This is a genomic window from Bradyrhizobium erythrophlei (genome assembly GCF_042430365.1).
GTDB classification, from domain to species: Bacteria; Pseudomonadota; Alphaproteobacteria; order Rhizobiales; family Xanthobacteraceae; genus Bradyrhizobium; species Bradyrhizobium erythrophlei.
In genome coordinates, this window is record NZ_JBHMET010000274.1 from 355,973 (window position 1) to 379,351 (window position 23,379).

The following is a 23,379-nucleotide window of genomic DNA, read 5'->3' on the forward strand; positions in this document are numbered from 1 at the left end:
AAGCTCCGTGACGCAATCTCAGCATATTCCCTGGACATGCGAACGCTCCCGGTGACTTGGTCACACCATACCATAGCGTGCGGCCGCGGCAGAAAGCCGAGGGAAACAACGTGGAGGGTCGGGTGGCACGGCGTGCTTGCCGGATGCGTTCGGCCAACCTCCCTCCCTGGGCATGGTGCCGATCGGAGACAGCTCGCCGCCATGTGACGTTCGACACGCCAGGCAGACACTTTCACCGCGCCGACGTCAGAACGGTCATTTGACGAACTCGGCAGCGTTTGTTTTCTCGTCGCCCCTATGCGCGATGTGCCGGGCTGTGGCGAAACACGACGGCTGCGAACAGCGCTGTTCCGGCGAATACGATCATGGAGCCGGCGACCACGAGCGGCTTGAGTGTCGGCTCACCAAGCACCTCGGCTGCGATCCCAATCGGAAATATGACCGCGCCGACAACCGCGGTCCAAGCCTGGACTCGTCCAAGCACGCTCGCGGCGGCCTCTGGTGCTGCTTGGTAATAAAGACCAAAGAGGAACAGCGCCACAAAGCCGAGGAGATTGAGGTGGGCATGGGCCGGCGCAAGCGCGAAGTCGTGCTTGATGCCCATCGCGACTCCCATAGCCATACCGATCAGCGCCAGCAGGATGCTGATGCGCATCAGAAACACCGATATCACCACAACTCTCCTTTTGCTGATGGCATCCAAGCCGGATTCCCTTCAATATTGGTACATCCGCCCGCTCGGGCGGTCTCTCCGTCTCGCATGGTCACGCTGCTGCCCTAGATCGTCAGGTGATCCCGATCCAAACCTGCCTGGTGAACGCCCAGATCACAGATCGACCTTCTAATTGTGTACAGCCTGCACGGCTTGGGCAGATCCGACCCACGACTTGGACCAAAGCGACATCGACAATGGTCGCGAGCTGGAATGTTGTTGAATGATGGATAATGTGTTCGCCGTTTCACCGGCATCGCGCCGGATGGTACGATCCGACGCCCGTGACCGCGCAAACGCGCAGGAAATCGGTCAGTATCGACTGGTCCCGCCGTCGCCGTAGATGGCGTTGCGTATCTCGGCTGGAAACGCCCCCGAGACGCCTTCGAACGTGGTGTTGGTAAGGATGACGACCGTCAGCTTCCTTGCGGGATCGATGAACCAGTTGTGACCATAGGCACCGCCCCAGCCGATCGTACCATTCGACTGCGGCGAGCCCGACTTTCGCGCGTCGGTTAATACGGCCCAGCCATAGCCAAAGCCCCAGCCAGGATCCCGCAGATTAACCGGAAAGCCGGCATGATCGCTCATCATGTCGACAACGGTCGAAGCCTTCAGAATCTGGGTACCGCCGTCGTGTATAGCCAGCAGAAACCGCAATGTGTCGTCAGCGGTGCCCGCCATTCCCGCCCCGCCCGAGGGATAGGATGACGCGTCAAGGATGCGGCTTGGTGCGAAGCGAAGCGCTCCTTGAAGTCTGGGCACTTCCATCCCGTCGGTAATGGGCTGCGGTGTCGGCGTGCCATCTGCGTACGGTTTGACGAGGCGGGACGGATCGGCGACGTGGAAGGCCGTCTCGGCCATCCCGAGTGGCGTCGTCACCAGCTTCGCGACAATCTCGGGCAACGGGCGCTGCATCACCCGTTCGACCACCGCGCCGATCACGTCGATCCCGACCGAATAGTTCCAACGCTCCCCGGGGACAAAAACCAGCGGCGCCGCCGCGATCCGGCGCAGCGCGTCCTCGAACGAAAGACCCGGTTGATCCAATCCGTCCGAAATGTCGAGCGCGTGATAGGCGCTGCCCGGTTGCTCGAGAAACCGGTAGCTGAGACCCGAGGTGTGGGTCAGGAGCTGAGCGAGAGTGATTGGAGGTGCCCTGCCGTCGGCAAGCCGGGGCCGGAACTCAGGCAAAAATCGTGTCACCTGGTCGTCGAGCGCCATGCATCCAACCTCGACGAGCCTCATGGCGGCGGCAGTGACGTAGGATTTGGTGATCGAAGCGAGCCGGAAGATGGCATCCTCGCGCATCGGCGTTCCCGCCTCGCGGTCGGCAAGCCCGGCGGCGCGGCGATAGATCACGTCATTGCCGTGAGCCACCAGCACCACAGTTCCGACGATACGTCGTTCGGCGATCGAGCGCGCTATCACGCCATCAAGCCGCGCGCCCATGTTTGCAACATATTTGAAAAGATTCACGATGACAGCCCTCAAACGAAACGCACGCCGCCTGCGTGACGGCGACAACGGTTATTGTAAAACTTGCGGCTAGTTAGCTCTGAGGCCGGTCCACGCCGGTGACGCAATGATCAGCGCCTCGCCCAGCTCGATTTGCTGGCTTTGCCGAATTGAAAAGCGCACCTCGAAGCCGTCGACCGTGCGCAACGTGACGATGTTGATCGCCGAATCGGACGATCCTTCGAAGGTCCACGAGCCCAGCGGATAGGTGAAGCGCAGGCTGTCATCGCGAAACCGCTTGCGCATCGCCTTATCGATCAGACCCGGCAGCGTCATTATCAGAGCGCCGACCTGGTCGACCGGAAATTTCACCGCCGCCGCTCTGCCGGCGCGGTCGATGAAGCCGACGGAAATCGCCAGTCCGTCCGAAGTGATGTCGCAGATCGTCAACTCCCGGCTTGCGATCTCCGTCGCATTCGATCCCAAAGGCAGCCCCTTTCATCAGCATAAGAGAGCGACATTCTAGCCGCGCCCAAGCGGCAAGGCTTGGCCGGAAGCGGCAAACGACACGGACGGAGACGACATCGTTCGACATCTTCGAGCCGTGCGCTATGCGAGCGCCACGCCGCTGCGATCGCAGTCCCACGATTAGCCGACACATCGAATTGCTGGGAGCGCAGCTTGATGGTGTGGGCCGGTCGTGCAGCCCTGCGATGTCCGGCACGAGGTGCCAGGCGATGTCTCCCTTGTCCTGATCGATGTCGCGCCCGCCCAAGCCCCGCGCCCCTCAATTGCCTAAACGTCCCGCCGATCGGGGCGAACCAGCTCGGCGCCCTCCAAGCCCATCAGGGGAGTGAAAAAATGGCAAGGACAACTGAGTCTCAAACGGAGCGACTACGCGCTCCGTGGGGGCAGGTAAAACGCCGAACGCTCGGCGCAGTGAGCTGGGCGATCATTTCGGCGTGCCCGCTCTCGGGAGTCACAGTCTTTGCTCCTGCTGCGCAGAGCGCATCGGACAAGAACTCCTCGCCGCCCTCTTCGAAGGCAGGCGACACCGACGAGGACATCGACACGCTGCATATCGAAATTGACCACCTCGCAAGATCGGCGGGCTGCTCGGGTATTCATTCCGCGCTGCAGGGCATCGCCAACAACATATCGTGCTCCGAGAGCGACGACCTTACCACCAACAACGAGGTAACCACCCCGCAGGACGACTCCATCTCCGGCCTGCCGAGAGGTGCCTTCACTCCCCGCAGCGACCGGCAGGTCATCTCTCCGGACGCTCCTTTCCGCACACCTGTTATGAAGAAGGTTCCGGGGATCCAGGTCTCTGCGACTTTCGCCGACAAGGATGAAGCGCGCTTCGTCATTCGCCTTCCGAACGACTGGAACGGCAAGATGGTGACAGGTGCGCCCTCCTCGACCCGAAGCGAATTCGGCCTCGACTTCGCCTGGAGCGACTACGTGCTTCAGAAGGGTTACGCCTTCATCGCGACCAACAAGGGCATGTACAACGCGCGCTCGACGACGGCCGATGATCCACTGGGCTGTCAGATGGCCCCTGACGGCTCAAAGTTCTCGAGCGTCTATCTGCATTTCTATTTTGAAGATCCGCAGAATTCATTCAAGGAATGGTCGATTCGCACCGTCCAGGCGGCCAAGATCGGTCAGCGACTGTCTATGGTGCAGTACGGACGCCGCGCTTCTCGCAACTACCTGGTTGGCATCTCCGCGGGTGGCTGGACTGTCCGACACGTTATCGAGAATTACCCGACGCATTTCGACGGCGGTATCGACTGGGAGGGCGTGCTGTTCACCGCGGAGCACAACCTGCTGCGTGACTACGCGGTGGCGCTCTCCAACTGGCCGGCGTATCGCGCCACAGGTCACGACGCTGACAGCACAGCCTACCAGAACATCCTGGTGTACGGTTATGGCGACGAGCTCATGGTCGGCCCGAAGCCGGGCAATCCCTTCAGCCCGGTCGGCTCCTTCTATGAGACGCATGCCAACAACTACTGGCAACTCTTGCACTGCTTCGTCGTCCGCAAGGTCGATCCAACCTATGCCGGGCCCAGGGCGAGCTACGACTATGCGGCACGCGATGCCAAGTTGAATCTGACGCAAAACTCCAGAGACGCTCTTACGCTCGGCAACATCAAGCTTCCGCTGATTTCCGTCTCCGGCACCATGGATCAGCTCTCCCTGATGATAACCGACCAGCGCATCTACCATGATCTGGCGCTTCGGCACGGTCGAGGCCACTTGCATCGCCTCTACGAGGTGCAGAACGGCAACCATATCGACAGGTACAAGCAGGGTTACGGCTTCTCTGCGCTCGAGTTTGTCCAGCCACACGCACAGGCGGCGTTCGACCAGCTCGCACGCTGGGTGGAAGACAGCATTGCGGCGCCCATGGGACAGTGCATCCCGCGCGGCGGCTCGCTCGCTCCGGACTCCGAGATCCCCTCCAGGCTCGAGCACTGCGCCAGACTATCCGAGCCTTAGCCATCAAACTCCGTGCCGTGCGATGTTCGAGGGCTGAAGAAGCGCATCACCCTACCGACATCGTGCGGCAACTCGTCGATCGGAAGTGCCTCGGAACGCGACCGCCACGGCCGCTGGCCTGCGTCACCGTATCGCGAGTCGCACCGTTGGTCGCCACCGAGGCGCGCATGGTGACCACGACACAAACCTCATGCGGGTCCAAAGACGATCAGACGCCGTTCACAACGGATCGGACGGTTGTTCGAATGTTTGGCGCGCCCGGATGTCCTTGTCAGCCATTTGTCCTGCTTGAAGCTTGGTATCGGCAAGGGCGGTTAGGAACCCGAGAACAAGAATCGACGCAATGAGCTCGGGCTCAGCCGCAAAGCCGAGCGTGAGAACCGACGCAACAATCACCACAGCAAGGCTCGCAATCGCAAAACCGACGTCGGCGACCAGTTGAAAGAGAGCGTACAGCAACGCGGGGATCTTTTGCATGAAACGCCCTGCCAATTCATCGCATCGACACGCACGCCGGCGTCTTCCAGGAGCCTCGATCAAGGTACTTCTCGCGGGCGATTCCGATCGGGCCGTTCGATACGGAGAACGGCGCCGAAAACGGGAAACAGGCAATGTGAGCGGTTTAGCGTGCGCTCGCGGTGGACGTCGACTTCCTGCCGTTCCGGTCAGCAACCGGTTATAGCGGCGTCGAATTGAAACGACTTGGACAGGCGCGACCATCCCCTTGGACTGCAGCGACATCACCTGTTGCCTCGAACCGATTGCACGGTGCGTATACATATCGAGATGATCCCCTGTAGATGGAGATTGATCGATGACCTCAACCGTGCCGGATTGCGACCCCATTCGATTTTCGACCTGCGATTGGGCCGAGCGGGATCGCCTGGCGGCGTTGCGAGAGCTGTGCGGGCGCGAGATCATGAAGCTCGCCCCGGAGCCCCTGTCCGGCGGCCCGTTTCATCTCGCGACGACGATGCGATCATTTCCGGGACTGGGAACCGGAACCTGGGCGGTCGGCAACTTGCAGGTGGCCAGAACGCGCGAATTCGTTCGTGACGGGAACTCCGACGATCTCCTCATGCTGGTCGTCAGCAGTGGCGTTCAGACCGTGTCGCAGCGCGGCTGGGAGCGAACGCTGAACGCCGGCGATGCCTGCCTGATGTCGATGGCTGAGACCGCCACAATGAGCTATCCCTCGTCGTCGCACCTTACCAGCCTCCGGCTGCCGCGGCGGATGCTGGCGCCGCTGGTTCCTAACCTTGATGACGCGGTGATGCGTCCCGTGCCGCGCGATGCACATGCACTGCGGCTGCTGGCCCGCTATGTGGAACTGAGCGACGGCTTTGAGCTCACCACGCCGGAGTTGCGGCATGTCGTCACCAACCACGTGCACGACCTGGTGGCGCTGGTGATCGGGGCGAATCGCGATGCGACGGCGCAGGCCAATGGCCGAGGGGTCCGCGCGGCCCGGCTTGCGGCGATCAAGGCCGACATCGTCGAAAATCTCGGCCGGCACGATCTGACGATTGGCGCCGTGGCCGCGCGCCAGCGTCTCACGCCACGCCACGTGCAGCGGTTGCTCGAGGGTGACGGCACCACGTTCTCCGAGTTCGTGCTCGGCCAGCGCCTGGTGCGGGCCCATCGGTTGCTTGCCGATCCACGCTTTCTCGACCGCAGCATCAGCACGGTCGCCTTCGAGGTCGGATTCGGCGACCTGTCCTACTTTAACCGCACGTTTCGCAAGCTCTACGGCGCAACTCCTTCCGATGTGCGCGCTGCCGCGTGGCGGGACCGTCGATAGGGCATCAAACGCCGACACGATCTAGCCCCCTCAGGATGTGGCAGATCCGCGACAACCAGACCGCAAATCTTCCGATGTCGTGACAGGCAGGCTCGCCGTCGCCGCTGCCCAAGCGCGCAGGACCGGCGGCGCTTAACTCTTCGATCGTTCGCGGCTGTTACCAGGACCGAACCAGAGATGCGCATGGGGCGCCCCCGCGCTGCGCTCCTTGCGGGCGCCGATCACACACGGCGCGCTCTTCGTGGAGGTCTAACGCAATGGAGGGAATTCATGAAAGCAACTGAAGCAACCAAGCGAGCGCTGATCATTGCGCCGGACGACGCCCCGACGGCCTGGTTTCTGAACTATCGCATGACGGTCCTTGCCACAGCGGCCATGACCGGCGGCGCCTATGGCCTGGTGGAGACCCTCGCCCCTGCCGGAGAATCGCCGCCGTTGCATGTTCACCATGCCGAGGATGAGTCGTTCTATCTCATCGAAGGACGGATGACCTTCCAGTGCGGAGAACGCAGGTTTGACGCCGGGCCAGGTTCACATGTGTTCTTGCCGCGCGGGATCCCCCACACCTTCCGGGTCGACCGGGCTCCAGCAAGATTCCTCGTCATTCACACGCCGGGCGGCCGCGAACAATTCTTCCTGGACGGAGGCCGACCGGCGGAAGAAGCCGGGCTGCCCCCGCGCACGCCACCCGATATCGAAACCCTGAAGTCCGTCGCCGCCAGACATCAGATCGATATCGTGGGCCCACCCATGACCTCATGAGAGGGCGCAGTCCCCCGAGAGGCGCGCGGTCAGGAATCGAGGTCTCGTCCCCGTGTTTCGGGCATGAAGCAAATCGCGACGACAAACGCCAGGCCGGCAACGATGACCGGGTACCACAGCCCATAGTACAGGCTGCCCGTGAACACGTTCATTGCCGAGACGACGAACGAGAGCATCCCGCCCACCCAGCCTGCGCCGACGTGGAAAGGAAACGAGAGCGACGTGTAACGTATACGCGCGGGAAACAGCTCGACCATGAAAGCCGCCATGGGGCCGTACACCATCGCCAGATAGAGCACGAGCACGAACAGCAGTCCGAACACCGCAGGCCGGTTGATGCGGGACAGGTCCGCCGCCTGGGGCCATCCAGCCGATATCAAGGCTTGCTTGAGCGCATCGGGTTTGAAGCCGTCCACGACGCGGTCCGCAATCTGGACCGTCGTGGGCTCCCCGGGGGCTGCTTCGATCGATCGATACTGGACGCCGAGGTCGGTCAGGAAGCCCGTCACCTTGTCGCAGTCCGTGGTCGCTTCCGCGAACAGGCGGAAATGACAATCTCGGGCGCTAACCACGATCTCGGTGTTCTCGAGGAAGCGTTCGAGCGTCGGATTGGCGTAGTGGGTCAAGCCCTTGAATATGGGCTGGATCGTCAACGCCGCGAGCAGGCACGCTGCAACCATGATAAGCCTGCGGCCGATGCGGTCCGAAAGCCAGCCGAAGGCAATATACAGAGGCGTTACGACGACCAGCGCGAGCCCAATCAGCAGCTGCACCTCCTCGATCGGCACCTTCAACGTCTTGTTCAGGAAGAACATCGAGTAGAAGTGCCCCGTACCGAAGATCGCCCCGAGGCCCGCGGCGATCATGAACAGCAGTGCAATGCATTTGAGGTTCGAAGCGCGCGTAAAGCTCTCGACGACCGGCGCCTTCGACGTTGCCCCGGCGGCCTTCATCCTCTGGAATGTCGGCGACTCGTGCAGCTTCGCTCGGAAATACACCGAGATGATGAGCATGAGCAGCGAGAGAAGGAATGGCATCCTCCAGCCCCACTCCTTGAACTGCGCGTCGGAGAGAACAGCCTTGAGGCAGAATACGACAATGATGGAGCTCAGCAGCCCAAGCGTCGCCGTGGTCTGGAGCGAACTTGTATAGGCCCCCCGCCGATCGATCGGCGAGTGCTCCGCGACGTAGGTTACGGCTCCGCCAACCTCGCCTCCGAGTGCGAGACCCTGCAAGAGACGCATCGTGACGAGCCCGTAGGTCGCGGCGATCCCGATCTGGTCGTATGTCGGAAGCACTCCCACGCCCACCGTGGCAATGCCCATCAAAAGGATGGTCACTAGGAAGGTCTTCTTGCGACCGACCATGTCTCCGAGGCGCCCGAAAACCAGGGCTCCGATCGGGCGCACCAGAAAGCCGGCTCCGAAGGTCGCCAGACTTGCGAGGAAGGCCACGGTCTCGTTACCCTTCGGAAAGAACAGGTTTCCGAGCTGCACCGCGAGCGCGGCGTAGATGTAGAAATCGTACCATTCCAGCAGCGCGCCGAATGATGAGGCCAGAACGACCTTCTTCTCCTCGGCAGTCATCGCGGAACTGCCGCGCGTGACGCTGATCGGCTGAAGCACTTCCGTCATTTCGTCCCTCCCGCTATCTCGTCTATCTTTCACTTCCCAGGACGGCCTCCGCCGCCCCCATTCAGGCGCCCGCGGTTGTTCAAACCGAACCTGTTGCGATCCCGGATCCCGCAATGCGCGCCAGTGCCTCATCGAGACCCATGACCGAAGCGCATTTCTGTGCCATGTCGAACAGGTTGGCCTCGTGGGGCCCGATTGCGCGGTCTCCGACGCAATCCCTGACAACCAGCGGCCGAAAGCCGAGCGACATGGCATCGACGACGCTGGCGCGGACGCAACCGCTGGTCACACAACCGGCGACAACAAGCGTGCGAACGCCTCGCTGGGTCAACCAGGGTGCCAGCGATGTCGCGAAGAACGCCGACGGCGCGGTCTTTCGCACCACCAGCTCACCGTTCCTTGGTGTAAGTTGCGGAACGATCGCGCTGTTTGGGGTATCCTCCTTCAGCGCGAGCACGCCCGGTACCTTCATCGCGAAAATGTTGCCATCACTGTCGTCGTCGGCAAAAACGATCCGCGAATGTGCAATGGGCCAGCTCCGCCGACGCGCTTCGTCCAGCAGAACGATCGTTCGCTGCATCGCGGCGGAAATGTTGCCTCCGCCGAACACCGCCGGATCCAGAAATCCGTTGACGAAGTCGACGATCAAGAGGCCGAACGGGCCGCTGATGTCGAGCTCGTTGCCGAACCCTTGCCGCCGATAGGTGAGCGCCTCGTCGGTCATTCCGCCGCCTCGCGGATGGGTCCGCCGTCAAGAACCTTGCCGTTGCGGACGACTTCCTCGCCATCAAGCGCGATCGTGCAGTTGCGCATCGGGATATCGATATGGCATGCCGTCGTCCGGCTGCCCCCGGCTTCATTGTTCGGCCCGAACGAGAAGAGGAAGTTGCCCTCGAATGCACGCGCGTCCATCCCGATGGTCGCCTCGCGATCGTAGAGGCCAAGCGTCGACCACTTCGCCCGAGGTTGCAGCCCCCAGCCGATATGCGACATCGCATAGGCGTCCGGATCGTCGTAGGAAGCCATGTACTCGCTGAGAATCTCGGCGTCGACGCCGCCTTCGATCAATGTGACGAAGCCCTTCTCGATCTTGAAGTGGATGCGGTCCTGAATGTAGGACTTCATCGGGAGCAGGATATCACCCTTCTCCATCACGATCCGTCCTTCGGCCTCCCCCTCGTTGGCCCAGGTCAAGGCAAAGCCGCTCGGCCAGTGGTCCCAACGTCCCGGTTCGTCGACAAACCCGTACTCGCTGATCGCAGGAAATTGACCGAGCTTGAAGCGAACGTCGGTTCCGGCGGGGGACGTAACGTGCATTTCCTTCGCCTTGCCAAGTCTAGCGCTTGCAGCCATCACGCGCGTACGATCCGCCAGTGTAGGCACCATGCGAACCAGAACCTCCGGCGGTTCCACGGCGAGCAGTATCTTGGTCCCGGCGCTCAGGATCTCGTGCTGCTCCGGAGAAAACAGCAGGGTCATGAGGTCCAGGACGAGATCGCTTTCCTTCAGGGCGGCGATCGCCGCGCGGTTTCCCGTCAACGGCGTCGTACCGAGATAGGCAAGCGAGTCGCGGCTGAGCGCCTTTTCCCCATTCACCGGGAGCAGGTCGAGGCGGTTGACCATTGCCCCCATTGACGCAGCGGCAACGATCGCGGTTGACATGGTCTGCGGATGCGTCGACGCGCTGGTCAGCACGGTGACAAGTTGCCCGGGCTGCAGCTTGGAAAGCGTGAGAACCTGCTTCCAGGCCTGTATCAGATCGTGATCGCTGACCGACATGTTCGTTCTCCTTGCTGGTTGATATCTCTAGGCATCCAATCGGGCGCCGAGGAAGTCGGCGAAGGCGGCGTAGAAGCTCTCTTCATCGTCCCACGGGATCATGTGGCCCGCGTCGGCCACACGGGTGACCGAGACCGGCGGCACAAGCGATCGAATCTCGGTGATGTCTTCGTCGCGGATCACATCCCCACGGCCGGCAGCGATCAGCCGCACGGGAATCCGGAGGGATGCGAGATCCGCATGGATGTCGTCACGGTGAAAGCCGTCGAAGCTCTCGCGAACCGCCCGCTCGTCGCATGTGTGCAGCCATTCCGCCCGAAGCCGCAGCTGATCGTCTGTCCAGGTCGGACAGAATGCGCGCATCGCGTCGGCGTCGCATCCCTGGCCGGCAAGGCGAATGGAATCCACGTACCAGTCCAGTTTCGCCGGATAGGCCCTGCGCGCCGGTCCCGACACCGGCGGATCAACCAATGCGAGCCGCACCAGGCCAGCGGGGCGCGCTCGCGCCGCGCGGATCGCAATACAAGCGCCCATGGAATGCCCGACGACGGAATACCGATCGAGCCCGAGGCCAGCCGCCAGTTCGACCACATCGGCGGCTTGGGCATTCAGGCCATAGTCGAGCGACGGTCCGCTTTCCGAGAGACCGCGGCCGCGGATGTCAACGACATAGGTCTCGAACTGGCGGCCGAACCGTTCGCCGACGAAGCCCCATGTGATGGCCGGGCTCGTTATTCCCGGCAACACGATCACGGCGTCGCGGTCAGGCCGGCGTTGCCCGTAGCGCAAGTAGTGCTGCCTGATCCCGTTGGCGCGGATATTTCCGCCGTATTGGAAGGTGCTCATCCCGCGTGCGCCCTTGCAGTACGCGACACCATCACCTGGTCGTCGAAGGCACCCGACAGCAGCGCGCCCGCACCGGGCACCCTGGTGCTGAGATTCAGCGCCTTCAGCATCGCGTAGGTCGTGGCGACCGCCGCCGTAATCACCGGCTTCCCGGTCCGCGCCTCGACTTCGGCGATCGAAGGCAGCGAAGGCATTTGCACGCAAGCCGACAACACGATGGCATCGGCGTCCTGCAAGCTCATCCCCGCAACGATCCCGGGAAGCTTCGCCGGATCATGGCGTCCGACCTGGATGTTGTCAGGAATCTCGAGCGCTCTGGAGTCGATGACGTTGACCCCCTCGTGCTCGATGTAGTCGACAACGAGCTGGGTCAGCGGCTTCATATAGGGTGCAACAACAGCGATACTCTTCGCGCCGATGATGTGCAGCGCGTCGACCAGGGCTCCCGCGCTGGTCACGACGGGCGCCGGCGCACTGTTTTCGACCGTTCGACCGTGAAGCCGCTCCTGCGAAATCCGGTGATAGGATTTTCCCATGCTCATGATGGCAACAAGGCAGGCGTAGCCGAGGACGTCGACGCGCGCGTCGGACAGTTCGAGCGCGCAGCGATCCGATTCGCCGTCCATTGCCGCCAGCTCTTCCTTCCTCACGGTCTTCATCCGCATGCGACTGGAATGGAACGTGAAGCGCGTCCCATGCACGCGTGCGTGCGCGTCGAGCATCGCCGGGATTTCGGTCTCCATTGTCGTGTTCGAGCTCGGTACGATCTGACCGATACGAAAGACTCTCTGCATTGTCATACTCCCGCGGATAATCAGCCCAGTTTCAGGATGCGTTCTGCGTTGCGCGAGCAGACCCGCTCCCGGATATCGCCCGACAGCTCCGCGCCTTCGATGAAGTCCGCGGCGATCGCCGTTGACTCGTACGGATAGTCGACGGAGAACATGACGGCCTCGCTGCCCATCTCTGCGAGCGCGCAGGCAAGTGCCGCCGGAGAGCAGACTCCCGACGTTGTGATGAAGATGTTGCGCCCGAAATATTCGGACGGCTTCAGTGCCAGCGTCACCCCGTGCGAATAGACGGCAAACCGACTGTCGAATCGCCAGCGCAACATCGGCAGCCCCTCACCCATGTGACCGAGGATGATCTTCAGCCGAGGGAAGCGGTCGAACACGCCTCCAAACAGCAGCCTGAGCGCATGCGTCGCCGTCTCAACGCCCCATCCCCATACAGCGCCGGAGAGCTCCGGATGCCCCTCATAAGCCTTCGGGAATGGTCGCGGGTCGGTCGGATGGAGATAGAGGGGAACGTCCAGGTGCTGCATGCACTCCCAAAACTCATCATAGGGCGGTGCGTCGTAATAGATTCCGTTCGTGTGCCCGTTCACCAGCGCTCCCTTGAAGCCAAGTGCCTCAACCGAGCGCGACAGTTCAGCGGCCGCCGCTCGCGGCGAATGCGTCGGAAGTGATGCAAATCCCGCATAGCGGCGCGGATGCCGCGCGATCTGCCGAGCCAAGAAATCGTTGTTGTCGGCGGCCTTGCGGATGGCGGCGTCGACGTCGACCTCCGCCTGCACGCTCGGGCCGGTCTGCGACAGGACCGAGACGTCGATGCCGGCCCGATCCATCTCGCCGAGGCGGATATCGTCAAAGTCCGTGAGCCGCGACGACAGGTCGGACTGGGCGGCAGCGCCCATCAGGCCGGTGAAGACTTTCGAGTAGGTCTCGAATCCGGGCGCCGTGAAGTGCTCTTCAAGCGCGATCTTTCGAATTCGTCTGACGGTCATCTTGTTCGTTCCGGATTATCGGGATTGAGGACACAGGCCCGCCCACGCCTTGACGGACGTCGTTCCGTCAAGGCCAGCGCAGGCATCGAGTCGCATTCACCGCGGCCGCATGCAGCCGCGGCGTTGACGTCACTTCACAAGCGGGCAATCGCTTTCGGCGAGCGGCTTGAACGCCTCGCCCGCCGGAATGGTCGCAAGGACCTTGTAGTAATCCCACGGCGCCTTTGATTCCGACGGCTTCTTGACCTCAACGAGGTACATGTCATGCACCATGCGCCCATCGGCACGCACCGTGCCGGTCTGCGTGAAGGCGTCACGCACCGGCATCGCCCGCATCTTCTCCGCCACTGCCAGCCCGTCATCGGTGCCGGCTTCCTTCACGGCCTTGAGATAGTGGAGGACGCCGGAGTAGACGCCGGCCTGCGCCATCGTCGGCATTGCCTTGCGCCGCTTGTAGAACTTTTCCGCGAAGGCCCTGGTCTGGTCGTTGAGATCCCAGTAGTAGCCGGTCACGAAGGTGAGCCCCTGCGCGACGGCAAGACCGAGGCTGTGCACGTCCGTGATGAAGGTGACCGGCGTAACCAGCGTCTGCCCGCTCTCGAAGATGTTGAATTCGTGCGCCTGCTTCACGGCATTGACGGTGTCACCACCGGCGTTGGCGAGCGCGACGACCTTCGCCTTCGACGATTGGGCCTGGAGCAGGAACGACGAGAAGTCCGGCGTGTTGAGCGGATGCCTCGCCGTTCCGGCGACCGAACCTCCGGCTGCCTTGACGGCCTTGGATGCCTCGGCCTCCAGCGAAAGCCCGAAGGCATAGTCGACCGTGATGAAATACCAGCTCGTGAAACCCTTCTTGACCAGAGCCGACGCGACGCCGGCCGCATTGGAATAGTTATCGTATGTCCACTGAAACCCAGTTGGCGAGCAGGCCTTGCCCGTGAGATCCATCGTGGCTGCGGTCGAGTAGATCGCTACCTTCTTCTTGGTCTTGGCAATTTCCTGCACCGCAAGCGCGACACCGGAGTTCGGGAAGTCGATCACCATGTCGACGTTATCGATGTCGAACCAGCGGCGCGCCAGCTGTGCGCCGACATCGGGCTTGTTCTGGTGATCTCCCGAAATCACCTTGATCGGTTTACCGAGAACGGAGGGCCCGAATTCCTCGACCGCAATCTCTGCGGCCGCCACCGAACCCTGCCCACCGAGGTCTGCATAGACCCCGCTGAGATCATTGAGAACGCCGACAGTGACGGCATCCGGCCCTGCCTTGGCCGGGCCGAGTCCCAAGATTAAGATGAACGCGAGCGTGGACAGTACGAATCTGCACATGAGCCTTCTTCCCTCGACAGCGCGTTCCATTCGGTTCTTGAATTTGTTAACGGGGATCAGCCCGCTTCGATGGTAACGCTCGTAATAAAACGATGTATACTGAGTATTTATGAACCAAAGAAATCGGGTGTCAATAGCCTTGCGGCGCAATTTGCGGGCGCCGCGTGCCTAAAAATGGAAGGACATGAACGTTGAAGAAGCAGCCAACGAACAAGCCATCGAGGACCGAGGCAAAGGTGGAGACCGCGCGCATGCCACTATCGTCGCGCCCGGGATACCTCGTGCGCCGGCTGCACCAGATTCACTCGGCGATATTTCAGGAGGAATGCCAGGAGTTTGGCATCACGCCGGTGCAGTACGGCCTCATCACGGCCCTGCTCAACAATCCTGGGATCGATCAGGTCACGCTCGGGGGCGAGGTCGGGATCGACCGGACCAATGTTGCTGATGTCCTCAACCGGCTGTCCGAACGGGGCTTGGTGCGTCGTGAGCGCAGCAAGACGGACCGCCGGTCGATGGTCGCGTTCCTGACCAAGGAGGGCGAGGACATTGCGGAACAGATGTATGACAGCATGCGCCGCGCGCAGGATCGCTTCCTCGCACCGCTTCGCCCCGAGTTCCGCTCCGCATTCCTGGCAATGGTCACGGAGCTGATCGAAGGAAACAGCCAGTACAGCCTGCCCGAAGCCTCCGCGACCTCTGAGCGACGCAAGAAAAGGGCGCAGGACGACGAGTAATGGAGTGCAATGAGCCCGGCAAATTAGTCAGTATACATCTATACAATACTCGCCTTACCACGCATAATACGGAGCGCCGTCTGGGCGAAGGTCGACGGCTATCTCCACGACATCAAGCGCGCTTTGACGATCGACCAGATCAACCGCAAGCCGCCGAGCGCTGCGCCGGCTTGCGCAGGCTGAGGCACGCCGCTGATCGCGGCTTCAAGATTGGCCGCGAACGTCGCAGCGAGGCGACGCACGATGTCCTGTACCAGGCCGGACCGATTGAACTGTGCCAGTGGCCCGCCCAACTTCCAACTCAGCGTGACAGCGATCACCGAGGCATTGGCGCCATCGGCGAGAACCTTCCAACGGGCCGTCCCCTCGGCCGAGGAGCCCTGTCCGGCATCGCGCCCGCGCCCGCTCATCCAGCCTTCGCGGTTGTCGGCGTCCATACCGACCTTGGCCTGACCGCTGAACGCAACCTTGATCGGTCCGAGCGCTATCCGGATCTTTCCGGTCAGATCATCTCCCGCAAGGGTCGTGATCTCGGCACCCGGTACGCAGGGCACGACCCGTCGGAGATCGGAGAGAACGGCCCAAATCTGTTCGGGCGATGCAGCGACCTTGACTTGTTCGTCGATCGAGGTTCCGCCGCCGGTGGACGCGGCGGTAGGCAATGCACGCGGTATCGCCTGGCTCGTCGCTTGGGTTGACGCGGGGGCCGGTCGCGGACCGTCGAACGGCTGCGCAGAAATCGTGGCCGGTCGATTCACCGCGACCGGGCTCTTTCCTGCCGCGACCTTCCTGACAGCTGCGACGATACCGACATAGCCGGTGCATCGGCAAAGATTGCCCGACAGCTCCTCGCGTATCTGCGGCTCCGGAATGTCGCCAAGACGAAGCACGATGTCGCGCGCGGTGGTCAGCATCCCGGGCGTGCAGAAGCCACATTGCAGCGCATGACACTCCGAAAATGCTTCGCGCAGCTCACTCATGGTGGGATCGTCATCGAATCCCTCGATTGTCGTGACCTGCGCCCCCTCGCAGTCGGCGACGAACGTGATGCAGGATCGCTGCACCTTGCCGTCGACGACCACCGTGCAGGCGCCGCACACACCCTGCTCGCATCCCAAATGGGTGCCGGTGAATTGCAGCTCTTGCCGCAGGAAGTCGGCGAGCAGCGTCCGCGCGTCAACGTTTGCGTTCACCGCATTGCCGTTCACGGTCATCATGACCATTGTCATTCGTGCTGCTCCCTGCCGAGCTTTGCCAGCGCCCGGCACACCGCTACCGCATGCAGTCCTTGCGCGTCGCAATCGAGATGTGGCAACGCCTCGCGGATTTCGTCAACGACGGTCGTGCCGGCCGCCTCGGCGCCGGACTCGGCGAGTCGCGCCGCGGCCTTCGACAGCATCGCAGGCGGCCCGTCGGTCGCACCGGCAACGACCCTGCTCAAGTCCGTTTTCGGATCGTGAATGACGACGCCGATCGCGTTTGCAAATTCGCCGGTCTTGCGACAGATCTTGTAGTAGACCCACTTGGCAGCGGTTGAGAGCCGCGGAATCTCGATCGCCGCGATGATGTCGGTCTCGGCGAGCTTCGTCGTGAACGCGCCCTCGACGAAGGTCTCGGCCGCGTAGCGCTTTTGCGGTGACTTGCCTCCGACACCCAGCACCACAACCGTGGCGCCCAGGGCCGCAAGGGTCGAGACCCAGTCCGCCGCAGGGTCGGCATGCGCAAGGCTGCCACCCATGGTCCCCCGATTGCGGATCGCGCGATAGGCGATGCCGTGCGCGACGTAGCGCAACAGGCCCCGGGCTGGATCCTCGAGCACGCCATCCTCGATCTCGGCATGGGTCCAACCGGCGCCGATCGAGAAAACCTTGTCGTCGGCGGCGACCTTGCGAAAGTCGCTGGCACGCTTGATGTTCACGAGGAGCTTCGGTCGTGCCAGCCTCAGATTGAGCATGGGCCCGAGCGATTGACCGCCGGCCAGAACCTTGCCCTCGCCACCCGCTTCGGCAAGCAGCTCAGCTGCTTCGCTCAGCGTCTGGGCATTCCTGAATTCGAACGCGGAGGGCTTCATCGCACAACGACCCGCTCGTCTTCGGCCCTATCCCGCGCCCTTCTGATCACATCGCGAATTCGTCGTGGGCTCGCCGGAACCTGCCGGATCGTCGCATCGAGCGGAGCAAGCGCATCATTGATGGCATTGATGATCGCCGCCGGCGGCGCGATTGCGCCGCCCTCGCCGACCCCCTTGATGCCATGCGCCGAATAGGGCGAGAGCGTCTCGCGATGCTCGATGCGAAATCCGGGAAGTTCGGTGGGCCCTGGCAGGATGTAGTCGAGAAGCGTCGAGGCCAGCGGCTGGCCATTGCTGTCGTAGGGACTTTCCTCGAACAGGGCGGTTCCGATTCCCTGCGCCGCGCCGCCATAAGTCTGGCCCTCGACGATCATCGGATTCACCATGCGCCCACAATCCTCGACGATGGCATAGTCCAGGATTTCGACGTGACCAGTATCGGCGTCCACGGCAAGCCGGACCGCATGCGTAGCATAGGAGAAGACGCCCGTGTCGACCTCGGGCTTGTACCCTTCCGTTGTTTCGAGCCCACCAGTATCAACTGTGTCCGGAAGCTGATCCGGCCGCATATACCAGGCGCGTCCGACGTCCTCGTAGGTCACGCTGGCATTGCCGGCGACGATCCTGCCATCAGCGAATTTGACCGCTCCGACCTCGACCTGCAGCAAGTGAGCCGCGATCGCCTTGATCCGTTGCGCAACGACTGCGGATGCGCGCGAGACCGCGCCGCCCGACATCACAATGCCGCGTGATGCGTAGGCACCCGTCGAGAACGGGGTGGTCGCAGTGTCCCCGAGCGTGACCCTGATATCCCTGAATGGCACGCCGGTTTGTTCGCTCGCGATCTGCGCCAGCGTCGTCTCCAATCCTTGTCCAATCGTATGGATGCCGGCACTGACCTCCAGGGCCCCGTCAGGCGTGAGCTTGACGTGGGCCTGGTCAAAGCCCGGCACCAACGGCAGCCCCCAGGCTGCAAATACCTTCGTGCCGTGCGCGGACTGTTCAGTGAAACTAGCAAACCCCACGCCGAGATAGCGGCCCCTGTCATCGCGCCTCGGCCCCGCCCGAAATGCCTCCAGCCCGATCATGTCCTTCGCCGCGATCAAAGCTTCCGGGTAGTTGCCCGAGTCGTAGTGCTTGTTGGTGATGTTCGTGTACGGCATCGCGGAGGCCTGAACGAGGTTGTCCCGCCGCACCTCCCACGCCTCGCGCCCCACCTCGCGCGCGATCGCGTCGATGACCTGCTCCATGGCGAAGCAGACCCCGGGCCGGGCCACGCCACGATAGGGTGCGAACGGTGGCTTGTTCGTCGCAACGGAATAGGTCCGGCATCGGTAAGCGGCCAGATGGTACGGCCCCGGCAGATTGCCGCCCGCCTGTGCCGCCTCCAGGCATGCCGTGAACGGCCAGACCGAATAGGCGCCGGTGTCGACCGATACTTCGGCATCCATGGCCAGCAGCCGACCATCCCGGTCCGCATAGGCCTTGATCCTGTATTCGTGCTCCCGCGCATTGGCGCCGGCCACGAGATGCTCGCGGCGATCCTCGGTCCATCGGAACGGCGTCTTGAAGGTCGCTGCAAGCCAGGCAACCGCAACTTCTTCCGGCTGCAGCAGGCACTTGTAGCCAAAGCCCCCGCCGACATCGGGCGCAGCAATCCGGATCCGCGCCTGGGGAATCCCGAGGCACTCGGCGAGCCCCACGCGTATTAAGTGCGGCACTTGCGTCGACGTGTGCACCACGAGCTGATCGGCGCGATGGTCCCACCACGCCAATACCCCCTTGCCTTCCATTGGATGCATGGTTTGGCGGGCACAAGACATCTCAAGCTCAACCGAGACCGGTGCTTTCGCGATGACGTCGTCGATGCCGCTGTCGAAGAATGTCTCCAGGAACAGGTTGTCACCCCACTCGTCGTGCAGGAGCGCAGCGCCCGCACGACGGCCCGACGCGCAGGACGTGATCACCGGGAGGTCCTCGTAATCGACCCCGACATGTTCGGTCAGATCCTCCGCCACCGCGCGACTGACGCCCACGCACATCGCGACCGGCTCCCCGACGAACCGTACCTTGTCAGTTGCAAGAATAGGGTATTTCGAAAGCTTGTACCCCGGAATGGACGATCGCGTAACGATCGGAGCGACCCCGGCGAGGTCTTCAGCAAAGAACGTGCACGCAGCGTGCTGTGGAGGTTTTCCCTTGGAGACAAGCCGAGCATGGGCAGTGGGACTGCGCAGAAAAGCCACCTCGCGAAGGCCGGGCATATGGATGTCGTCGACGAAGCGTCCCCGACCGCGCAGATGTCGCGCATCCTCCTTTCGCCGGACCCGCGCGCCGATTCCTCCACCCAACGCCTCGCTCTTGTCCATCACCGTCCCCAGCCCATTGTGCGCGTCCGGCTTCCAATCACGGCCGCGCCGCCCGCCTCGCGCACCGATCGTCGCTCATCATACCGGGATGCAGAGCGCGTTTGGAACCAGCAGATTGTCGTAGATGCAGCGGCGTTGCACGAGCTTCAGACCGGTGTCTGTACGTCGAAAGATGTCGTGATAGGTACCGACCTGGTGAATCGTCGCATCCGGCCGATCGAACAACACCTGAAGCACGACATAATTCGCCTGCGCCTTGATGTCTCCTGCGTCGGTCTCACCGTGAAGCAGAATATTGCTGATCATGTGACGCAAATAGCGGGGAGCGAACATGGCTGTCTTTTCCAGCGCGAACGCGCGATCGCGGATCATGCCCTGGTTCTCGCAATAGATGAGGCCGACGGGAAATCCGCGGTCCTCGTTCTCGCGCGACAGCACGACATAGCTTGCGTCGGCCGTAAACATTTCGCTCCAGTCCGACAACCTTTGTTCGTCAAGCGCAGCCGCATAGGCGCAGTTGAAGCGCTCGATCTCGAAGTGAAGCAGCAGGTCGTCCAGACGCCTAGGACTGGATAGGGTCGTGTTTGTTGCCAGCATGGGATTAACCTGGGGATGAGATGCCATCAGAGTTCCATCGCGCTGCGCCAATGCTGGTACATTGCGCGGATCGACGCTTCGGAAATCAACGTGTTCGCGGTCCCGATGACGCCGGGATCCAGCTCGACGACATGGTTGCCGTCAGGCACGCCAAGCATGCCGTCCTGGACGAATTTGATCGCCTCATTGTCTTCAAGGCCCAGGAAGCCGGCGGGCCCCATCAGGTTGCCCTGCCGCAACCGGTGGCGCGTCATTTCCTCATCGTCGCCCTCGAAGCCGAACATCGTCCATTTCATGATGAATTCGTTCGGGCCAGTCGGGACGATCTGCCGGACGCCCAGCGTGTTCATCTCGCGCTGTACGATAAGGTTCGGCCAGACTGTCGTCATGGTCACCGACCATGGACTGTCAAACTCGTTGACGAAATCCATGAAACGCGGCTCAGCGAGCGTCATGCCTTCCTTGTAGGCGCGCATTTCCTTCTTGGTGTCGCCGTCCAGCTTGCTGGCGTCCGATTTGGCCGACGCCATCACCCCATGACGACCTGACGCATCCGCGATCATCGACGACTTGTTGCCGGCCACCAGCAGCCCGAACGTAACGAGGAAGGTGTGGAGCAGCGTTGCGTGATAGGGGTCCTTGAGGTTCTCGTGATAAAGCTTCCAGTTGCCCGGAAGGGTGTGCCGGTAATGGCCGAGCACTTTCGGCTTGCGGCCGTCGAACGTCGCCTCGAATTCGCGCAGAATCTCTGGGCCAAGATAATCGGCCAGAGGTTCCATGTCGTCGCAGTAGGACGCGAACACGACGCCACGATGCGATGTAACATTAAGCCGCTTCAGACCGTGATCGGCGGGCTTGAAGCTTGCCGGCATGCCGCCCTTGCCGTCGACGCCGCGACGGAACGGGACACCGGCCAGGTTGCCCTTCAGATCATAAGACCATTGATGATAGGGGCAGACGAACTCCTTGGCATTACCGCTCAGCTCGCGGCAGAATTCAGCCGCGCGGTGCGCGCACCTGTTCTCGAAGGCGCTGATCGTCCCATCTTCCGCGCGCGACACCACGATCGGCGTCGGCCCCACGTTCGAGCGAATGAAATCCCCCGGATTCGGGATCTCGCCTTCGAGCGCGACGTAGTTCCAGGTGCGGCCATGGAATATCCTCTCGACCTCGCGCTGATAGATGTAGTCGTCGGTATAGACCCAGTCGGGGATCCTCGTCAGTCCCTCGGATGGCCACACATATTGCTTCGCCGACTGCGATCTGGCTTCGACTCCCACGGAGGGCTCCTCCCCTTTACCTTCACTGTCCAGAAGAACGGCAGACGCCTTGGCGACGTCGAAACAGTCCGCGCTCCCCAGCTCTTCGCGCGCCCGGCGGATTGCGCCGGCATCGGAGAACGCGACGACACTGGTCAGCCGCCCCGTCATCGGATCAATTGTCCTGTAGATCGCGCCCTGCTCGCCGTCGCGCCCCGTAAGCGCAACCCTGTCACCGGGCGCAGCGACGCCGAGGATCTGGATGCTGAGACCGAACTGGTCGGTCCAGAACCACGGCCGCGGCTCGTCCGCGACAGGCGCACATCCGGCAATGGATCGAGCTGCGGCGGCACCTTGCTGCTCGGCATTGTGCCAGCTCTCAAGTCGGCCGCGCCGCCCTCTGATGGGCGAATGATGCAGCGCGCAGTCGCCGGCGGCCCATATGCCCGCTACACTGGTCCTCTGCTCGGCGTCGACGACGACCGCCCCATCCACCTCGCAGCCTGCCGCAGCGGCGAGCGCCGTCTCGGGGACAAGTCCAACACCGATGCAGACGGCATCGGCCTTGAGGATGCCGCCCGTCGTCCGCACGGCAAGCCCATCGCCGTCGCGCTCGATCGCCTCCACCGCCGCCCCGAGCTGAACACGCACTCCATGGCGCTCGGCAAGTGTACGAAAAGCCCGCCCTATCGGAGCCGGCAGCACGCGCGTCAGGAGTTCCGGTTCACGCTCGAGAACGGTCGCAGACACGTTGAGCGACGCTGCGACGGAGGCAAGCTCGAGGCCGATAAATCCACCCCCGATGATCACGATGCGGCGGGCGGCTTCCAACGTCGCGCCGATCGCGGCCGCATCTTCAAGCGTGCGGAGATAGTGAACACCGGGCAGGTCGGCACCGGGAATCTCGAGCCGTCGCGGAACGCCGCCTGTGGCAAGAAGAAGTGACTCGTAGCTCAGCTCGCGGCCATCGCTCAGCGTTACGGCCTTTGTTTTCGGATCAATGCGCGTCGCCGTGACGTTTAGATGCGTCACCACGTCAAGCGTGGCTGCATCGACTTGCGACAAGCGCACACACGCCTCCGCGGTCGCCTTTCCGAGCAGGATATCCTTCGAGAGCGGCGGCCTTTCATACGGAAAATGCGGCTCGCTTCCGACCATTGTGATCGCACCGGTGAAGCCATTGACGCGCAGACCGCGAACCGCGGCGGCAGCCGCCTGCCCCGCCCCAACGATGAGGACAGAGCCATGCGGGCGAGATGACTCGGACTTGGACTCGCCCGGCACGGGCGCCGCGTGCTGCACCTCTGCCGCGGGCGAGTCAAAATCGACGAAAACCGTTCCTTCTTCGACTTTGACGGCGAAGGTCTGAAGGTCCGTTGTCAGCGGCGCGCACAGCGCCTTGCCGGTGCGAATGTCGAAGAGGCCTTGATGGAGCGGACACTCGATCTTCCCGTCCTCGACATACCCATCGGCAAGGAATGCAAGGGCATGAGTACAAACCCCGTGCGTCGCATAGACCTGGTCACCGAGCCGATAGAGCGCCACTGGCGTTCCGTCCACGCGGACACCCTTTACTGCTCCGGATCGCAAACCCTCCAACGAGGTCGCCGCTCGCCACGCCATTTATGCCTCGCATCCTCCGCTAAATTTTACTCAGTATACATCCTTTTTTTGTTCGCGCAAGATAGGGCGCTTTTTTTGCCCCGCCGGCAGCGACGGCAAGAATTG

At 62.4% G+C, this 23,379-nt stretch carries 20 protein-coding genes; 4 read left to right on the top strand and 16 right to left on the bottom strand.

The annotated features are described in order from the left end of the window. Positions 1–295: 295 nt before the first annotated feature. From ACFFWD_RS43570 to ACFFWD_RS43580, 3 genes are all read right to left on the bottom strand, one after another. On the bottom strand, positions 296–703 hold the full coding sequence (locus ACFFWD_RS43570) for a hypothetical protein (RefSeq protein WP_376975618.1): 408 nt from the start codon (positions 701–703) through the stop codon (positions 296–298). 321 nt (positions 704–1,024) lie between these two features. Continuing rightward, positions 1,025–2,164: a serine hydrolase domain-containing protein gene (locus ACFFWD_RS43575; RefSeq protein ID WP_376975619.1), complete on the bottom strand. Its 1,140-nt coding sequence runs from the start codon at positions 2,162–2,164 to the stop codon at positions 1,025–1,027. A 96-nt stretch (positions 2,165–2,260) separates the two neighbouring features. Continuing rightward, positions 2,261–2,656 carry a hypothetical protein gene (locus ACFFWD_RS43580; RefSeq protein WP_376975620.1) on the bottom strand — a complete coding sequence of 132 codons (396 nt, stop codon included), beginning with the start codon at positions 2,654–2,656 and terminating at the stop codon, positions 2,261–2,263. A 375-nt stretch (positions 2,657–3,031) separates the two neighbouring features. Between ACFFWD_RS43580 and ACFFWD_RS43585 the strand changes: the two genes are divergently transcribed. Beyond that, positions 3,032–4,681 carry a hypothetical protein gene (locus ACFFWD_RS43585; RefSeq protein ID WP_376975621.1) on the top strand — a complete coding sequence of 550 codons (1,650 nt, stop codon included), beginning with the start codon at positions 3,032–3,034 and terminating at the stop codon, positions 4,679–4,681. 219 nt (positions 4,682–4,900) lie between these two features. Here the strand turns inward: ACFFWD_RS43585 and ACFFWD_RS43590 are convergent, their stop codons facing one another. After that, complete coding sequence (locus ACFFWD_RS43590) at positions 4,901–5,158, bottom strand: hypothetical protein (protein ID WP_376975622.1); 258 nt, start codon at positions 5,156–5,158, stop codon at positions 4,901–4,903. Between the two features lie 337 nt (positions 5,159–5,495). Here ACFFWD_RS43590 and ACFFWD_RS43595 point away from each other — a divergent pair, with 337 nt between their 5' ends. Next, entirely contained in the window at positions 5,496–6,482 is a 987-nt protein-coding gene (locus ACFFWD_RS43595; protein WP_376975623.1) for an AraC family transcriptional regulator, read from the top strand. Between the two features lie 270 nt (positions 6,483–6,752). Beyond that, a complete protein-coding gene (locus ACFFWD_RS43600) occupies positions 6,753–7,244 on the top strand; it encodes a quercetin 2,3-dioxygenase (RefSeq protein ID WP_376975624.1) in 492 nt (163 codons plus the stop codon). A gap of 29 nt (positions 7,245–7,273) precedes the next feature. Here the strand turns inward: ACFFWD_RS43600 and ACFFWD_RS43605 are convergent, their stop codons facing one another. The 7 genes from ACFFWD_RS43605 to ACFFWD_RS43635 all read right to left on the bottom strand — a co-directional run bounded on the left by ACFFWD_RS43605 (position 7,274) and on the right by ACFFWD_RS43635 (position 14,618). Continuing rightward, the gene (locus ACFFWD_RS43605; RefSeq protein WP_376975625.1) at positions 7,274–8,878 is read right to left on the bottom strand and encodes an MFS transporter; all 1,605 of its coding nucleotides are present in this window, start codon (positions 8,876–8,878) and stop codon (positions 7,274–7,276) included. Positions 8,879–8,957: 79 nt separating this feature from the next. After that, the gene (locus tag ACFFWD_RS43610; RefSeq protein WP_376975626.1) at positions 8,958–9,602 is read right to left on the bottom strand and encodes an isochorismatase family protein; all 645 of its coding nucleotides are present in this window, start codon (positions 9,600–9,602) and stop codon (positions 8,958–8,960) included. Next, a complete protein-coding gene (locus tag ACFFWD_RS43615; protein WP_376975627.1) occupies positions 9,599–10,657 on the bottom strand; it encodes a 2,5-dihydroxypyridine 5,6-dioxygenase NicX family protein in 1,059 nt (352 codons plus the stop codon). Before ACFFWD_RS43615 ends, ACFFWD_RS43610 begins: the two co-directional genes overlap by 4 nt. Positions 10,658–10,684: 27 nt before the next feature. Next, positions 10,685–11,503 (bottom strand): alpha/beta fold hydrolase, encoded by an 819-nt coding sequence (locus ACFFWD_RS43620; RefSeq protein ID WP_376975628.1) that lies wholly within the window; start codon positions 11,501–11,503, stop codon positions 10,685–10,687. Continuing rightward, positions 11,500–12,297, bottom strand: a complete 798-nt coding sequence (locus tag ACFFWD_RS43625) for a maleate cis-trans isomerase family protein (RefSeq protein ID WP_376975629.1) — start codon at positions 12,295–12,297, stop codon at positions 11,500–11,502. The genes ACFFWD_RS43620 and ACFFWD_RS43625 overlap by 4 nt, the downstream gene beginning before the upstream one ends. Positions 12,298–12,317: 20 nt before the next feature. Further along, positions 12,318–13,289, bottom strand: coding sequence for an amidohydrolase family protein (locus ACFFWD_RS43630; RefSeq protein WP_376975630.1), 972 nt, complete (start codon positions 13,287–13,289; stop codon positions 12,318–12,320). Between the two features lie 129 nt (positions 13,290–13,418). Continuing rightward, entirely contained in the window at positions 13,419–14,618 is a 1,200-nt protein-coding gene (locus ACFFWD_RS43635; RefSeq protein ID WP_376975631.1) for an ABC transporter substrate-binding protein, read from the bottom strand. 191 nt (positions 14,619–14,809) lie between these two features. Here ACFFWD_RS43635 and ACFFWD_RS43640 point away from each other — a divergent pair, with 191 nt between their 5' ends. Next, positions 14,810–15,355: a MarR family winged helix-turn-helix transcriptional regulator gene (locus tag ACFFWD_RS43640; protein ID WP_376975632.1), complete on the top strand. Its 546-nt coding sequence runs from the start codon at positions 14,810–14,812 to the stop codon at positions 15,353–15,355. Between the two features lie 98 nt (positions 15,356–15,453). On the opposite strand, the gene ACFFWD_RS43645 is transcribed toward ACFFWD_RS43640, so the two are convergent. The 5 genes from ACFFWD_RS43645 to ACFFWD_RS43665 form a co-directional block, all read right to left on the bottom strand. Further along, positions 15,454–16,584, bottom strand: a complete 1,131-nt coding sequence (locus ACFFWD_RS43645) for a xanthine dehydrogenase family Fe-S subunit (RefSeq protein WP_376975633.1) — start codon at positions 16,582–16,584, stop codon at positions 15,454–15,456. Then, the gene (locus ACFFWD_RS43650) at positions 16,581–17,426 is read right to left on the bottom strand and encodes an FAD binding domain-containing protein (RefSeq protein WP_376975634.1); all 846 of its coding nucleotides are present in this window, start codon (positions 17,424–17,426) and stop codon (positions 16,581–16,583) included. Before ACFFWD_RS43650 ends, ACFFWD_RS43645 begins: the two co-directional genes overlap by 4 nt. Beyond that, on the bottom strand, positions 17,423–19,795 hold the full coding sequence (locus tag ACFFWD_RS43655) for a xanthine dehydrogenase family protein molybdopterin-binding subunit (RefSeq protein WP_376975637.1): 2,373 nt from the start codon (positions 19,793–19,795) through the stop codon (positions 17,423–17,425). The genes ACFFWD_RS43650 and ACFFWD_RS43655 overlap by 4 nt, the downstream gene beginning before the upstream one ends. Positions 19,796–19,873: 78 nt before the next feature. After that, complete coding sequence (locus tag ACFFWD_RS43660) at positions 19,874–20,443, bottom strand: aromatic-ring-hydroxylating dioxygenase subunit beta (RefSeq protein ID WP_376975638.1); 570 nt, start codon at positions 20,441–20,443, stop codon at positions 19,874–19,876. Continuing rightward, positions 20,419–23,274: an FAD-dependent oxidoreductase gene (locus tag ACFFWD_RS43665; protein ID WP_376975639.1), complete on the bottom strand. Its 2,856-nt coding sequence runs from the start codon at positions 23,272–23,274 to the stop codon at positions 20,419–20,421. Before ACFFWD_RS43665 ends, ACFFWD_RS43660 begins: the two co-directional genes overlap by 25 nt. Between the last annotated feature and the right edge of the window lie 105 nt (positions 23,275–23,379).

Coding starts and splice junctions, on each gene's coding strand:
- ACFFWD_RS43575 (WP_376975619.1), bottom strand. CDS start 2,164: ATGGGCGCGCGGCTTGATGGCGTGATAGCGCGCTCGATCGCCGAACGA.
- ACFFWD_RS43585 (WP_376975621.1), top strand. CDS start 3,032: ATGGCAAGGACAACTGAGTCTCAAACGGAGCGACTACGCGCTCCGTGG.
- ACFFWD_RS43590 (WP_376975622.1), bottom strand. CDS start 5,158: ATGCAAAAGATCCCCGCGTTGCTGTACGCTCTCTTTCAACTGGTCGCC.
- ACFFWD_RS43595 (WP_376975623.1), top strand. CDS start 5,496: ATGACCTCAACCGTGCCGGATTGCGACCCCATTCGATTTTCGACCTGC.
- ACFFWD_RS43600 (WP_376975624.1), top strand. CDS start 6,753: ATGAAAGCAACTGAAGCAACCAAGCGAGCGCTGATCATTGCGCCGGAC.
- ACFFWD_RS43605 (WP_376975625.1), bottom strand. CDS start 8,878: ATGACGGAAGTGCTTCAGCCGATCAGCGTCACGCGCGGCAGTTCCGCG.
- ACFFWD_RS43610 (WP_376975626.1), bottom strand. CDS start 9,602: ATGACCGACGAGGCGCTCACCTATCGGCGGCAAGGGTTCGGCAACGAG.
- ACFFWD_RS43615 (WP_376975627.1), bottom strand. CDS start 10,657: ATGTCGGTCAGCGATCACGATCTGATACAGGCCTGGAAGCAGGTTCTC.
- ACFFWD_RS43620 (WP_376975628.1), bottom strand. CDS start 11,503: ATGAGCACCTTCCAATACGGCGGAAATATCCGCGCCAACGGGATCAGG.
- ACFFWD_RS43625 (WP_376975629.1), bottom strand. CDS start 12,297: ATGCAGAGAGTCTTTCGTATCGGTCAGATCGTACCGAGCTCGAACACG.
- ACFFWD_RS43630 (WP_376975630.1), bottom strand. CDS start 13,289: ATGACCGTCAGACGAATTCGAAAGATCGCGCTTGAAGAGCACTTCACG.
- ACFFWD_RS43635 (WP_376975631.1), bottom strand. CDS start 14,618: ATGTGCAGATTCGTACTGTCCACGCTCGCGTTCATCTTAATCTTGGGA.
- ACFFWD_RS43645 (WP_376975633.1), bottom strand. CDS start 16,584: ATGACAATGGTCATGATGACCGTGAACGGCAATGCGGTGAACGCAAAC.
- ACFFWD_RS43650 (WP_376975634.1), bottom strand. CDS start 17,426: ATGAAGCCCTCCGCGTTCGAATTCAGGAATGCCCAGACGCTGAGCGAA.
- ACFFWD_RS43655 (WP_376975637.1), bottom strand. CDS start 19,795: ATGGACAAGAGCGAGGCGTTGGGTGGAGGAATCGGCGCGCGGGTCCGG.
- ACFFWD_RS43665 (WP_376975639.1), bottom strand. CDS start 23,274: ATGGCGTGGCGAGCGGCGACCTCGTTGGAGGGTTTGCGATCCGGAGCA.